The 12,837-nt window shown below is 74.0% G+C and carries 12 protein-coding genes; 5 read left to right on the plus strand and 7 right to left on the minus strand.

Annotated features, from left to right (window positions below):
• Nucleotides 1-4: 4 nt before the first annotated feature.
• The 4 genes from ACPU2J_RS19315 to ACPU2J_RS19330 all read right to left on the minus strand — a co-directional run bounded on the left by ACPU2J_RS19315 (nucleotide 5) and on the right by ACPU2J_RS19330 (nucleotide 3,112).
• On the minus strand, nucleotides 5-643 hold the full coding sequence (locus ACPU2J_RS19315) for a hypothetical protein (RefSeq protein ID WP_361592402.1): 639 nt from the start codon (nucleotides 641-643) through the stop codon (nucleotides 5-7).
• Nucleotides 644-708: 65 nt separating this feature from the next.
• Nucleotides 709-1,275 (minus strand): SigE family RNA polymerase sigma factor, encoded by a 567-nt coding sequence (locus ACPU2J_RS19320; protein WP_361592400.1) that lies wholly within the window; start codon nucleotides 1,273-1,275, stop codon nucleotides 709-711.
• A gap of 263 nt (nucleotides 1,276-1,538) precedes the next feature.
• Nucleotides 1,539-2,462, minus strand: a complete 924-nt coding sequence (locus ACPU2J_RS19325) for an A/G-specific adenine glycosylase (protein WP_420079999.1) — start codon at nucleotides 2,460-2,462, stop codon at nucleotides 1,539-1,541.
• Complete coding sequence (locus ACPU2J_RS19330; RefSeq protein ID WP_423833710.1) at nucleotides 2,459-3,112, minus strand: phosphatase PAP2 family protein; 654 nt, start codon at nucleotides 3,110-3,112, stop codon at nucleotides 2,459-2,461. The genes ACPU2J_RS19325 and ACPU2J_RS19330 overlap by 4 nt, the downstream gene beginning before the upstream one ends.
• A 171-nt stretch (nucleotides 3,113-3,283) precedes the next feature.
• Between ACPU2J_RS19330 and ACPU2J_RS19335 the strand changes: the two genes are divergently transcribed.
• On the plus strand, nucleotides 3,284-4,087 hold the full coding sequence (locus tag ACPU2J_RS19335) for a hypothetical protein (protein ID WP_420079997.1): 804 nt from the start codon (nucleotides 3,284-3,286) through the stop codon (nucleotides 4,085-4,087).
• Between the two features lie 63 nt (nucleotides 4,088-4,150).
• On the opposite strand, the gene disA is transcribed toward ACPU2J_RS19335, so the two are convergent.
• Both disA and radA read right to left on the minus strand, forming a co-directional pair.
• Entirely contained in the window at nucleotides 4,151-5,275 is a 1,125-nt protein-coding gene (gene disA / locus ACPU2J_RS19340) for a DNA integrity scanning diadenylate cyclase DisA (protein ID WP_030817598.1), read from the minus strand.
• Nucleotides 5,276-5,554: 279 nt separating this feature from the next.
• Nucleotides 5,555-6,967, minus strand: coding sequence for a DNA repair protein RadA (gene radA / locus ACPU2J_RS19345; RefSeq protein ID WP_361592392.1), 1,413 nt, complete (start codon nucleotides 6,965-6,967; stop codon nucleotides 5,555-5,557).
• A gap of 155 nt (nucleotides 6,968-7,122) precedes the next feature.
• Between radA and ACPU2J_RS19350 the strand changes: the two genes are divergently transcribed.
• Entirely contained in the window at nucleotides 7,123-8,898 is a 1,776-nt protein-coding gene (locus ACPU2J_RS19350) for a BACON domain-containing protein (RefSeq protein ID WP_423833711.1), read from the plus strand.
• Nucleotides 8,899-8,948: 50 nt separating this feature from the next.
• Here the strand turns inward: ACPU2J_RS19350 and ACPU2J_RS19355 are convergent, their stop codons facing one another.
• Nucleotides 8,949-9,698, minus strand: a complete 750-nt coding sequence (locus ACPU2J_RS19355) for a hypothetical protein (protein WP_389076966.1) — start codon at nucleotides 9,696-9,698, stop codon at nucleotides 8,949-8,951.
• Between the two features lie 180 nt (nucleotides 9,699-9,878).
• On the opposite strand from ACPU2J_RS19355, the gene ACPU2J_RS19360 reads away from it, so the two are divergent.
• The 3 genes from ACPU2J_RS19360 (at nucleotide 9,879) to ACPU2J_RS19370 (ending at nucleotide 12,741) form a co-directional block, all read left to right on the plus strand.
• Nucleotides 9,879-10,826, plus strand: a complete 948-nt coding sequence (locus ACPU2J_RS19360; RefSeq protein WP_423833712.1) for a Ppx/GppA family phosphatase — start codon at nucleotides 9,879-9,881, stop codon at nucleotides 10,824-10,826.
• 464 nt (nucleotides 10,827-11,290) lie between these two features.
• Nucleotides 11,291-12,124, plus strand: coding sequence for a sugar phosphate isomerase/epimerase family protein (locus ACPU2J_RS19365; RefSeq protein WP_361592384.1), 834 nt, complete (start codon nucleotides 11,291-11,293; stop codon nucleotides 12,122-12,124).
• Nucleotides 12,121-12,741 (plus strand): TetR/AcrR family transcriptional regulator, encoded by a 621-nt coding sequence (locus ACPU2J_RS19370; protein ID WP_420079993.1) that lies wholly within the window; start codon nucleotides 12,121-12,123, stop codon nucleotides 12,739-12,741. Before ACPU2J_RS19365 ends, ACPU2J_RS19370 begins: the two co-directional genes overlap by 4 nt.
• The last annotated feature ends 96 nt before the right edge of the window (nucleotides 12,742-12,837 follow it).

Raw genomic sequence — 12,837 nt, forward strand, 5'->3', positions numbered from 1 at the left:
TTGCTCAGTTCTTCTGACTCGTGGCCGGCGCGGGCTGGTCGGCGCCGTCCACCACGTTGCTGTACTCCGAGTGCACCCGGTCCTGCTCGGTGAACTTCTCCCCGTTCCACCGGTACGTGATCACGTCCTCGCCCGACGGATAGGCGAGCGCGTCGCTCTTCCCGTAGACCTGCTTGGTGACCACCAGGTCGCCCCGGTCGATCTCCGCGTAGACGGGCGGCTGCTCGTCGGCGAACACATTCTCGTACGAGCCCCCCTCGGCCCGGTACACGTACGAGCCGCGGCCCAGGGCGTCCGCGCAGGACAGGACGTTCACGACGATGTCCACGACCGTGTTGCCGGTGACCTTCCCGTAGCTCACGTCGATCGGGTACTCCTTGCCCGTGCAGGGCTTGAGCTCCCGCTTGATCTCCTTGCTGACCTTGGGGTCGTTGATCAGCAGGGCGACCGGGTCCACCTTCTTCAGGGGTCGTCCGGACGACGGGGCCGAGGCCAGGGCCGGGTCGGTGGACGAACCCGACGGCGCGGGCCGGGTCGCCGTCTCGGTGCGGGCGGGGCCCCCGTCGCGCAGGCCGGTGCCGCCCGTGGCGCACCCGACGGCGAACACGGCGATGCCGACGAGGACGACCGTCCCCGCCGACATCAGCACCAGATTGGTTCTCCCCGCCGAGGCGGGGGAAGAGCTCTTGCCGTTCAGATCTGGGCCTTTCAGGCCGCGCACCGCTCACGCCCCTCGTACCGCGTCGTGTGGTCGCCGCGCTCCAGCGCGCGCATGTCCAGGTCCCGGCTCTCCAGCTCCTGGCGGAGCCGGGCCAGTGCGCGGTGCAGGGTGCTCTTCACGGTTCCCGCCGACATCCCGAGCGCCGCGGCCGTCTCCTCGGTGCTCATCTGTTCCCAGTGTCGCAGCACGACCACACTGCGCTGCTTGGGCGCGAGCACCTTGAGGATGTCCATCAGCAGGGCGCGGTCGGCGCGCTGGTCGGAGCCGTCCTCGACGGAGGCGTCGGGGAGCTGCTCGGTGGGGACCTCTTCGAGCTTGCGGGCGCGCCACCACTCGGTACGGGTGTTGATCATCACCCGGCGGAGGTAGGCGTCGGCCAGCGACTTGTCGGCGATGCCGTCCCAGCGGCCGTACGTGCGCACGAGCGCGGTCTGCAGCAGGTCCTGGGCGTCCGTCGGGTCCGGGACCAGGCGCCGGGCACTGCGCAGGAGCGCGTCCTGCCGGGTGCGCACGTACTCCTCGAACCCGAGCACCTCGCCATGCGCCTGCGCCATCTCAGACCGCCTCCGTTCCGTCCAACCGCTCCACCGCCGTCTTACGGGTTTGAAGGTACGGAGGGGTTGTCACGGGCCTGTGCGGGCCAGCCTTCGGTGGGAGCACGGACACCCATAGGTTGTGTAACAGCGGTCGTGAGCTGGGGTTTACGGGCCGCAAGCGGAATCGGTGACTCAGTTTCAGCCACGGTCACCCGGCTGCCGACGGGCTGCCGGGCCGGTCGAGGACCGGCCGCGGGGATGGCCGCCGGGCCGGCCGCCGCTCAGGTCTGCGGAAGCCGGTACAGGCCGCCGTCGAGGGGCTCCACCAGCCCGTCCGACACCAGCCCGTCGAGCGCCCGGGCCCGCTGCACCGGCTCGTTCCACACCGTGTCCAGCACCGCCTGCGGCACGGGCCCCACCGCCTCCCGCAGCACCGCGAGCAGCTTCCCGCGCACCTGCCGGTCCGTGCCCGCGTACGTCTGGCCGCGCCGCGGCGGACCCTCGTACGGCGGCTTCCCGGCGAGCCGCCACGCGCACAGACCCGCCACCGGGCAGCGCACGCAGTCCGGGCTCTTGGCGGTGCACACCAGCGCACCCAGCTCCATGGAGGCCGCCGCCCACCGCGCCGCGGTGTCCTCGTCCTGCGGCAGCAGCTCGCGGGCCAGGCGCCGCTCGGCCGCCGTCGTCGCGTTCGGCGGGTACTCCACGCCCGTGGTCGTCCGGGCGAACACGCGCCGGACGTTCGTGTCGAGGACGGCGTGCCGCTGCCCGTACGCGAAGGAGGCCACCGCGGCGGCGGTGTACTCGCCCACTCCCGGCAGCGCGAGGAGCTGCGCGTGCTCCCGCGGTACGTCGCCCCCGTGCCGCTCCGTTATCGCGGCGGCCGCGCCGTGCAGCCGCAGCGCCCGCCGCGGGTAGCCGAGCCGCCCCCAGGCCCGGACGGCCTCGCCGGGGGCCTCGGCGGCCAGGTCGGCGGGGCGCGGCCAGCGGGCGATCCACTGCTCGTAGACCGGCCGGACCCGGCTGACGGGGGTCTGCTGGAGCATGAACTCGCTGATCATGACCCCCCAGGCGCCCGCCTCGGGGCGGCGCCAGGGGAGATCGCGGGCATGCTCCTCGAACCACGCGATGACGGGGGAGTGCAGCGGGTGGCAGGAGCCGGCGGGCACGTCGGCGGCGGCGGAGGGCGCGGAGGATGCAGTCATGGCAGACGGCATCCTGGCACGTTTCGGGCCGCCCCGGAGGCCGCGCCCGGCGCGCCGGGGCCGGTCAGGCGCAGCGCCGGACGGATCCCGCCGGCCCGCGCGGCCCGTACGGCCGCGGTCGCCGGCCGGGCGGCGGCGATGACGGCGAGCGCCGCGACCGAGCCGCCCAGCAGCAGCCCCAGCGCCACGTCGTGCGGGTAGTGCACCCCGGCGAACACCCGGGAGAAGGCCATCAGCAGCGCCGCCGGCACGACCACCGGGGCGAGCCGCGGCGCCGCCGCGACCAGCGCCACGGCGGCGGCGCCCGCGAGGGCGGAGTGGTTGCTCGGGAACGACCAGTCACCGGGCGGCGGGCACGCCACCAGCGGGACCGCCGCCCCGGCGACGCCCCGGCAGGGCCGCTCCTCGGACACGGCGTACTTCACCCCCGTGGAGACGACGTGGGCGAGGGCGGTGGCGGCCGGCGCGAGCAGGGCGAGCGCCACCGGACGGTCGGCGTCGCGCCGGCGGGCCCGCCACCAGACCACGGCGAAGAGCACTCCGAAGAGCCACAGCCCGTACACCGTCCAGACCTCGAACGCCGCCCGCACCCATGCGGGGGAGGACTGGGCGAGGCCGGTGACGTCGCGGTACAGGTCGGAGGTGTCCATGGTGTTCAAACGTACCGAAACCGGATCAATCGCCGATTCAGGGCTCCGGTCCCGTCCTGGCCGGTTCTCGCCGCCCCGCACTGCGCCCGCAGGATGATCATCGGCAAATCGATTCCACCGCGCGGCATGTGGGGCACGGATCGGGCTCCGAGTTCTCGTACAGTTCCCTCCGTGGGATCTCTGCGCAATCCGGTCGGGCCGCTCCCCTCCTCCATCTACTGGCGACGGAGGGCTGTGCTGGCGTCCGTCGTCGCGCTCCTCGCGCTCCTCGCCGTATGGACCGTCAGTTCCGGCGGAGGAAAGACGAGTACGAACGGAAAGGGCGAGAACGGCCCCGATCCCGTCACCTCGATCACCCCGGGCCCGGCCGGCACGGGCCCGGCCATCAGCGCGGCCCCCGGCGGCCGGCCCGAGTCGGGCGGCGGCGCCGCATCCGGCTCCGGCGGTGCCTCCGGAGGCGGCGGCAAGAACGGTGAACCGGGCAACGGCGCGGGCACGGGCGGCGGTTCGGCGTCCGGCGGCGCGGGCGGCGCGGGCGGCGCCGCGGTGCTCCCCGCCGACTCCCCGCTCCCCACCTGCGCGCCGACCGCCCTGCAGTGGGAGGTCAAGAGCGCGAAGAACGAGTACGAGGCGAACGAGAAGCCCCGCCTCGAACTGGTCGCGCGCAACACCTCCGGGACCACCTGCAAGGTCGACCTCGGCCCCAAGCAGGCCGTCCTGACCATCCTTCAGGCGAGCGTCAGCAAGGCCGTGTGGTCCTCGGCGGACTGCCCGACCGGCGCGGGCAACGCCTTCTACCGGGTCCCCGCACAGAGCGAGACCCGGCAAGCGCTGGAGTGGGACCGCAAGTTCAGCGCGGCCGGGCAGTGCCAGACACCCCCGGCCGGTGCGGCCGCCCCGGACACCTACGTGGTCGAGGTCAAGGCACCCGGCATGCCGGTGGCCCGCACCTCGTTCGTCCTCAAGCCCGAATAGCGGGCGCGTCCGGCCCGAGCGCTCCGGGCGGCCGGAGCGCTCGGCTCGGATGGAGCGCTCGGCTCAGACGTAGCGCTCCAGGATCGAGGACTCGGCCAGGCGCGACAGGCCCTCGCGGACGCTGCGCGCACGGGCCTCCCCGACGCCGTCCACCGTCTGCAGGTCGTCGACGCTCGCCGCCAGCAGCTTCTGCAGGCCGCCGAAGTGCTCCACGAGCCGCTCGATGATCGCCCCCGGCAGCCGCGGAACCTTCGCCAGCAGCCGGTAGCCGCGCGGCGACACCGCCGAGTCCAGGGTCTCCGGCGAACCCGTGTAGCCCAGCGCCCGCGCCACGATCGGCAGTTCCAGCAGCTCCGGGTGGGTCAGCGCGTCCAGCTCCGCCAGCGCCTCGTCCACCGTGCGGGAACGCTTCGCCGTCGGCTCCGGCACGTAGTCGCGGATGACCAGCTCCCGCTCCTGCTCGATGCCCACCGTCAGCTCGTCCAGCTGCAGCGACAGCAGTCGCCCGTCCGTGCCCAGTTCGACGACGTACTCGGCGATCTCCGTCGCGATGCGGCGCACCATTTCCAGCCGCTGCGCCACCGCCGTCACGTCGCGGACCGTCACCAGGTCCTCGATCTCCAGCGCGGACAGCGTGCCCGCCACCTCGTCGAGGCGCAGCTTGTACCGCTCCAGCGTGGCCAGCGCCTGGTTCGCCCGCGACAGGATCGCCCCGGACTCCTCCAGAACCCGGCGCTCCCCGTCCACGTACAGCGCGATCAGCCGCATCGACTGCGAAACCGACACCACCGGGAAGCCGCACTGCTTCGAGACGCGGTCGGCGGTGCGGTGGCGGGTGCCCGTCTCCTCCGTGGGGATCGACGCGTCCGGCACCAGCTGCACACCCGCACGGAGGATCTTGGTGAGGTCCTTGTCGAGGATGAGCGCGCCGTCGAGCTTGCACAGCTCGCGCAGCCGGGTCGCGGTGAACTCCACGTCCAGGACGAAACCGCCCGTGCACATCGCCTCGACGGCCTTGTCCATGCCGAGGACGATGAGGCCGCCGGTGTTGCCGCGGACGATCCGCTCCAGGCCGTCGCGCAGGGGCTGACCGGGTGCGACGGCGCTCAGCGAGGCCCGCATCAGTGCGTCGTGCTTGGAGCTCGCGCCGGACTTTCCGGGGGCGGATGCCCCGTCCTTGGCTGCCACTGCACTCCTCCGGTCGCGGGTTGCGCCGCCCCGCGCCGCGGGCACGTGGACGTGGCGGCGGCCGGGCGGACCAGCACAAAGTCTACCGGCGCGCGCTGCGGCCCCGCCGTGGCTTGGCCAGGTAGGGAGCGGCCGGGCCCCGTACCGACCCGCTGACCAGCGGCGCGACCGGCCGCCCCGACCCGGTCGATCATGGTCCGCGCGGTGCGGTCCGGCCGTGGAGGAGAGGAAGAAGAGGAGAAGGAGAGAGGGGGGAGAGAGGGGGACGGGCGCCGCCAGCTACTCCGCGGCCCGCTCCTTCGCCGGCGTACGGGACCGGCCGCGCGGCAGCACCCGCAGCGCGTCCCCCATGTCGGCGACCTCGGTGACCTTCATCCCCGGCGGCACCTTGCCCGGGTCCGCCGGCACCAGCGCGTGCGTGAAGCCCAGCCGGTGCGCCTCGGCCAGCCGCCGCTGGACACCCGTCACCCGCCGCACCTCCCCGGCCAGCCCGACCTCGCCGATGGCCACCAGGTTCTTCGGGAGCGGCACGTCGCTCGCGGCGGAGGCCAGCGCCAGCGCGATCGCCAGGTCCGCGGCCGGCTCGGTGAGCTTCACACCGCCCACCGTGGCGCTGTAGATGTCGCGCTTGCCGAGCGCGGTGATCCGGCCGCGCTGCTCCAGCACCGCCAGCATCATCGACACGCGCGAGGTCTCCAGACCGGAGGTGGTCCGGCGGGGGGAGGGGATCTGCGAGTCCACCGTCAGCGCCTGCACCTCGGCGACCAGCGGACGCTTCCCCTCCAGGGTCACCGTCAGACAGGTCCCCGGGACCGCCTCGGCCCGCCGGGTCAGGAAGAGCCCGCTCGGATCCGCGAGGCCGGTGATCCCCTCGTCGTGCAGCTCGAAACAGCCGACCTCGTCCGTCGCGCCGTAGCGGTTCTTCACACCGCGCACCAGCCGCAGCCGCGCGTGCCGGTCGCCCTCGAAGCTCAGCACCACGTCCACCAGGTGCTCCAGCAGACGCGGACCGGCGATCGCCCCATCCTTGGTCACGTGACCGACGAGCAGGGTCGACATCCCCCGCTCCTTCGAGGCCCGGATCAGCGCCCCGGCCACCTCGCGCACCTGGGCCATGCCGCCGGGCGCACCGTCGATCTCGGGGGAGGCGACGGTCTGTACGGAGTCCAGGATCAGCAGGGAGGGCTTCACGGCGTCGAGGTGCCCGAGCACGGCGGACAGGTCGGTCTCGGCGGCGAGGTAGAGGTGGTCGCTCAGGGCGTTGATGCGGTCGGCCCGCAGCCGGACCTGGCTCGCCGACTCCTCCCCCGTCACGTACAGCGTGCGGTGCTCGTCACTGGCCGCCTTCGCCGCGACGTCCAGCAGCAGCGTCGACTTGCCCACACCGGGCTCGCCGGCCAGCAGCACCACGGCGCCGGGCACCAGGCCGCCGCCGAGCACCCGGTCCAGCTCGTCCACGCCCGTGCTGCGCGCGGTCGCCGTGCGCCCGTCGACCTGGGCGATCGGCAGCGCGGCCGTCGACACCCGGCCGGCGGCCGTGGTCCGCACGGCGGGCGCGCCCATCTCCTCGACCGTGCCCCAGGCCTGGCACTCGGGGCAGCGGCCGAGCCACTTCGCGGTCGTCCAGCCGCATTCGGAGCAGCGGAAGGACGGTCGGTCCTTGGCGGATGAACGAGAGGTACGGGCAGCCATGCCGTTCACGGTATCCGGCCCCACCGACAACCCGGCACGTGAGTGGCGGCCCGCGTCAGGGCCCGCGTCAGGGTGCCACCGATCTGTTCACCCGTAAGGGCTAAAACCGGGGAAGGCTTCCAAGGCGGCCCCGGCGTGCCGCCTACGGTCACCAGGTGAACAGCAGCCACCAGGCGCATCCCTCACCGCGCACCGGCGCACACCGGGCGCACGGGCGAACCCCCCGTGACGAGGAACAGCCGCCCCCCTTCCGCCACGAGCCCTACCTGGACGGCCTGTTCACGTACTGCTTGTCGGTCCTGTGCGACCACGACAGCGCCACCGACGTGCTGGGAGAGGTCCTGGCCGTGGCCGAGCGGCACCCCGGCCGCTGCCCCGACGAGGGCGACCGGCGGGCCTGGCTGTACGCGCTCGCCCGCTGGGGCTGCCTGCGCAGGCTCGCGGACCGGCGGCGCACACGGCAGGGCGCGCATTCCGCCCGGCGCGCGCCGGAGCACGGTACGCACGAGGGTGCGCCGGGGGACAGAACGGACACCGCATCCGCTCCGCCCGCCCACCGGACCCTCGACGTCTACGCCTACCGCCGCACCGAACTCGCCCGGCTCGCCTGGCCGGAGGCCGCCGGTACCACTCCCGCCCAGCGCGAGGCCCTCGAACTCGCCGTCCGCCACCGCCTCGGCCTCCCCGAACTCGCCGCCGTGCTCGGCACCCCGCCCGCCGCCGCCCGCGAGCTCCTCACCGGAGCCGCCTGCGAGGTGGAACGCACCCGCGCCGCACTCGCCGTCGTCGAGACCGGCAACTGCCCCTCCGTGTCCCAGCTCACCGGCGGCGACGAGGACGGCAACGGCGACGGCAACGTCCTGCTGTCCAGCACCCTGCGCGCCGAACTCGTCCGCCACGTCGACGACTGCCCCCGCTGCCGGCGCGTCGCCGAACGCGTCGGCGCCGCGGCCCCCTGGCCCGGATCCGGCGGAGTCGACACCGCCGCCCTCCCGCTCGTCCCGGCCCCCCGCACCGCCGTCCACGCCGCCATGCTCCGCTCCGGCCGGGGCCGCGGCCGGGGACCCGGCCCGCGCTTCGACCGCACCGGCTTCCCCATGGACCCCAAGGACCGCGCCGCCCGCCGCGACCGGCTGCGGGCCCGCGCCGTCACCACCACCGTCGTCGCCACCGTCGTCGCGGCGCCCGTGCTCGCCCTGTGGGCCTCGTACCGCGGCGAGTCCGGCACCGGCGAACCGGCGGGCAACGGCTCCACCCGGATCTCCGCGAGCGGGACCGAACTGCCCGACCTCCGCGCCGACGGCCGCCCGCTGACCGCCTACGAGAACACCGGCAACACCGCCACCACCACCGGCGAACCGGGCTTCGGCGACAGCGCCGGCTCCTCCGACGTGTCCGTGGAGGTGATCAGCAGCGGGCCCCCGGCCACCCCCGACCACGCCGGCACCGGCCACCTCGCCGTGGCCGCCTCCTCCCGCGGCGCCCTCACCCTGCTCACCCTCACCGCCTCCGGCGGCGCCCCGGTCGACTGGCGGCTCTGGTCCGACGCGCCCTGGCTCCGCGCCAGCCGGACCGCCGGCACGCTCGCACCCGGAGAATCGGTCACCCTGCACATCGCGGTCGACCCCGACGCCCAGCCCGTGGGCGCCTGGAGCGCCCGGGTCGGCGTGGACCCGAGCGGCGCGGTGGTCTCCATCCGGGGCCGCGGCCGTACCGCGCCGACCCCGGCACCGTCCGCCCCGGACCCCACCCGGCCCCCGAGCCCCACGCCCAGCCCGGACCAGACCCACGGGCCCACCCCGACCCCCACCCCCACGGACCCGACGATCCCGCCCCCGGACCCGACCCCCGCACCGACCCAATCGGACGGTACGGGCGCCACGTCCACCCCGGCCCCCGACCCGGCCCCGACCGGGCCGGACGGCGGCTGACGGTACGGGCGGGCGCCGGCAGGGCCGCGCCCGCTGCGGGGCCGGACCTGCTACGGAGTCGGGTCGGCGGGATGCGGGGCCATCGGCAGCAGCGAGGCGAGCCGCGCCTCACAGAGCCGCACCAGCTCCTCGTACCCCTCCTTGCCCATCAGCTCCGTCAGCTCGGCGCGGTACGACACGTACACCGGGTCGCCGGCACCGTGCGCGGACGTCGCCGACGTGCACCACCAGTGCAGGTCGTGGCCGCCCGGGCCCCAGCCCCGCCGGTCGTACTCGCCGATGGACACCTGCAGCACCCGGGTGTCGTCGGGCCGGTCGATCCAGTCGTACGTCCTGCGGATCGGCAGCTGCCAGCACACGTCGGGCTTGGTCTCCAGCGGCTCGCGGCCCTCCTTCAGCGCGAGGATGTGCAGCGAACACCCCGACCCGGCGGGGAAACCCGGCCGGTTCAGGAAGATGCACGCGCCGTCCCAGCGGCGGGTCTGCTTCTCCCCGTCGTCGTCGTGCTGCGTCCACCCGCTCTCGCTGCCCACGTCGTGGAACTGCCACAGCTCCGGCGTCAGCCGGGCCACGTGCTCCGCCACGCGCTGCTCGTCGTCCTCGTCGGAGAAGTGCGCGCCGAGCGTGCAGCAGCCGTCCGACGCCCGGCCCGCCTGGATCCCCTGGCAGCCGCTGCCGAAGATGCAGGTCCAGCGGGAGGTCAGCCAGGTCAGGTCGCAGCGGAAGACCTGCTCGTCGTCCGCGGGGTCCGGGAACTCCACCCAGGCCCGGGGGAAGTCCAGACCCTTCTCGTCGGCCACCGCCGCCTTTCCCTTCCCGGCCTTTCCGGCCTTTCCGCCGCGGGCTCCGTCTTTCGCCGTGCTCTTGCCCGCGTCCTTCTGCGACCGGGTCTTGTTGGCCTTCTTCGTATTTGGCACAAACACAAGCGTAAGCGCCCCTTACACAACCCCCGAGCGTTCCTCGCAGTAGCGTTTCCCCCTATGAGACTCGGTGTCCTGGATGTGGGTTCGAATACCGTCCATCTGCTGGTGGTGGACGCGCACCCCGGTGCGCGCCCGCAGCCGGCGCACTCGCACAAGGTGGAGATAAGGCTGGCGGAGCTCCTCGACGACGCCGGCGCCGTCACCCCCCAGGGCGTCGAACGGCTCGTTTCGGTCATCGGCGACGCCGTCCAGGCAGCCGAGGACAAGGGCTGCGAGGACGTCCTCCCCTTCGCGACCAGCGCGGTCCGCGAAGCCACCAACGCCGACGAGGTCCTGGCCAGGGTCAGGGCCGAGACGGGCGTCGACCTGCCCGTGCTGAGCGGCGAGGACGAGGCCCGGCTCACGTTCCTGGCAGCGCGCCGCTGGTTCGGCTGGTCGGCCGGCAAACTGCTGGTGCTGGACATCGGCGGCGGCTCCCTGGAGATCGCCTACGGCATCGACGAGGACCCCGACGCCGCCGTCTCCCTGCCGCTGGGCGCGGGCCGGCTGACCTCGGGATGGCTGCCCGGGGACCCGCCGGACGCCCTCGACGTACGGGCGCTGCGCCGGCACGTGCGGGCGGAGATCGCCCGCACCGTCGGCGAGTTCCGCCGCTTCGGAGCACCGGACCACGTGGTGGCCACCTCCAAGACCTTCAAGCAGCTGGCCCGCATCGCGGGCGCGGCCCGCTCGGCCGACGGCCTCTACGTACAGCGCGACCTCAGCCGCAAGGCGCTGGAGGAGTGGGTCCCGCGGCTGGCCGCGATGACCACGGCCCAGCGCTCGGCGCTGCCGGGCGTGTCGGAGGGCCGCGCGAACCAGCTGCTGGCGGGCGCGCTCGTCGCGGAGGGCGCGATGGACCTCTTCGGGGTGGAGGAGCTGGAGATCTGCCCGTGGGCCCTGCGCGAAGGCGTGATCCTCCGCAGACTGGACCACCTCCCGACCCCGGGCCCGATGCCGGTGTAGGGCGTACGGGGCGCACGGGCTTCGTCTTCACCCTGCGGCTCCGCCGCCGCTCTGCGTCGGGGTGGTGGGGGTGAGCGCTGTCCGCGCAGCCGGTGGTCGGTGAGGTTCCGGGGTTTTCCCGTCCGTCCGATGGTCTTCCGGGGCGCTGCCCTGTCCGGGCCGAGTACGGAGCGCCCCATATCGCCACGCGCTCCTGTCCGGTGGCGTCAGCAGGCCTCGTGGGCGGGGCAGAGCCGTCATCGGGCGCTGGCGCTCCTCGGTCACGCGTCCGCGGACCGCCGGCGGCTGTTCACGGGGCGCAGACGGAGCTTGTCCGGGAACGTACCCGGGCCGTCGCGTGCGGAGCCCTCCAACTCCTCGCGCCGGAGCCCGCACGTCTTCTCCGGCCTCGTGCGACGGCCGGAACCCGGCCTGCGTGGTGCCCGTCACGTACCGGGCGGGCGCGGGCCCCGTACCCTGTCCCCGTGGCAGAACCCGTCCGTGTCCCGACCGCGAAAGTCGCCCTTTCCACCGCCTCCGTCTATCCGGAGTCCACGGCGACCGCCTTCGAGATCGCCGCGCGCCTCGGTTACGACGGCGTCGAGGTGATGGTCTGGACGGACCCGGTGAGCCAGGACATCGACGCGCTGCGCCGGCTGTCGGACCACCACCAGGTGCCCATCCTCGCCGTGCACGCCCCCTGTCTCCTGATCACCCAGCGGGTCTGGTCGACCGACCCGTGGGTCAAGCTCCAGCGGGCGCGTTCGGCGGCGGAGCGGCTCGGGGCGTCGACGGTCGTCGTGCACCCGCCGTTCCGGTGGCAGCGCCAGTACGCGCGGGAGTTCGTCAGCGGCATCTGGCGGATGGGCGAGGAGACCGACGTCCGCTTCGCCGTCGAGAACATGTACCCGTGGCGCTACCGCGACCGCGAGATGCTGGCGTACGCCCCCGAGTGGGACGTCACCAAGGACGACTACCGGCACTTCACCGTCGACCTCTCGCACACCGCGACCGCCCGCGCGGACGCGACCGCGATGATCGACCGGATGGGCGACCGGCTGGCGCACGTCCACCTCGCCGACGGCAACGGATCGGCGAAGGACGAGCATCTCGTCCCGGGGCGCGGTACGCAGCCCTGCGCCGAGCTGCTGGAACGGCTCGCCCGCAGCTCCTTCGACGGCCACGTGGTGATCGAGGTGAACACGCGCCGGGCGATGTCCTCGGCCGAGCGCGAGGCCGATCTCGCCGAGGCGCTGGCCTTCACCCGCCTGCACCTCGCCACCACGGGCCTCGGCGACGACCGGGTGCGGCGCCCGTGACCGGCGAGGGGAAGCCGCGCCGCAGGGGTCCCGGCCGTCCGCGCCAGGACGAGGCCGAGGACGGTCCGGGCACCCAGGAGCGGATCCGGCTCGCGGCCCGCGAGGTGTTCGCGGAGCGCGGGTACGACAAGACGTCCGTGCGCGGAATCGCGAAGGTCGCCGGTGTGGACCCGGCACTGGTGCACCACTACTTCGGCAGCAAGGACGACCTGTTCGCCGCGGCCATCGAGATCAGCATGGAGCCGGCCCTGGTGGTCCCCGCCGTCATCGGTGCGGGGCCGGACGGCATCGGGGAGCGGCTGGCGCGCTATTTCCTCGGCGTCTGGGAGAACCCGGTGACCCGGGCGCCGCTGCTGGCGGTGATCCGGTCGGCGCTGACGCACGAGGCGGCCGCGAAGGTGCTGCGCGGGTTGGTGCTGCGGCGGGTCCTGGAGAAGGTCGCCGCGGACCTGGACGTGCCCGATCCGACGTTCCGGGCCGAGCTGGCCGCCTCGCACATGGTCGGCATCGCGATCCTGCGCTACGTGCTCCAGGTGGAGCCGCTGGCGTCCGCGGACCCGGAGCGGATCGTGGAGCTGGTGGCCCCCACCCTGCAGCGGTACCTGACCGAGGGCTGAGCCGCCCGTCCCGACATACGGACATCCCGTCCGGATCGCGGTCAGTGGGCGTAGCCTCGTACTGAGCCATATCCGCAGTCGCGGCTGACCGTACAG

It is taken from the genome of Streptomyces manipurensis (assembly GCF_049570255.1).
In the GTDB taxonomy this organism is placed as follows: Bacteria; Actinomycetota; Actinomycetes; order Streptomycetales; family Streptomycetaceae; genus Streptomyces; species Streptomyces manipurensis.

Excerpts from the sequence above, each read along its gene's own strand:
- ACPU2J_RS19315 (WP_361592402.1), bottom strand. The coding sequence starts at position 643 with ATGTCGGCGGGGACGGTCGTCCTCGTCGGCATCGCCGTGTTCGCCGTC.
- ACPU2J_RS19320 (WP_361592400.1), bottom strand. The coding sequence starts at position 1,275 with ATGGCGCAGGCGCATGGCGAGGTGCTCGGGTTCGAGGAGTACGTGCGC.
- ACPU2J_RS19325 (WP_420079999.1), bottom strand. The coding sequence starts at position 2,462 with ATGACTGCATCCTCCGCGCCCTCCGCCGCCGCCGACGTGCCCGCCGGC.
- ACPU2J_RS19330 (WP_423833710.1), bottom strand. The coding sequence starts at position 3,112 with ATGGACACCTCCGACCTGTACCGCGACGTCACCGGCCTCGCCCAGTCC.
- radA (WP_361592392.1), bottom strand. The coding sequence starts at position 6,967 with ATGGCTGCCCGTACCTCTCGTTCATCCGCCAAGGACCGACCGTCCTTC.
- ACPU2J_RS19360 (WP_423833712.1), top strand. The coding sequence starts at position 9,879 with ATGAGACTCGGTGTCCTGGATGTGGGTTCGAATACCGTCCATCTGCTG.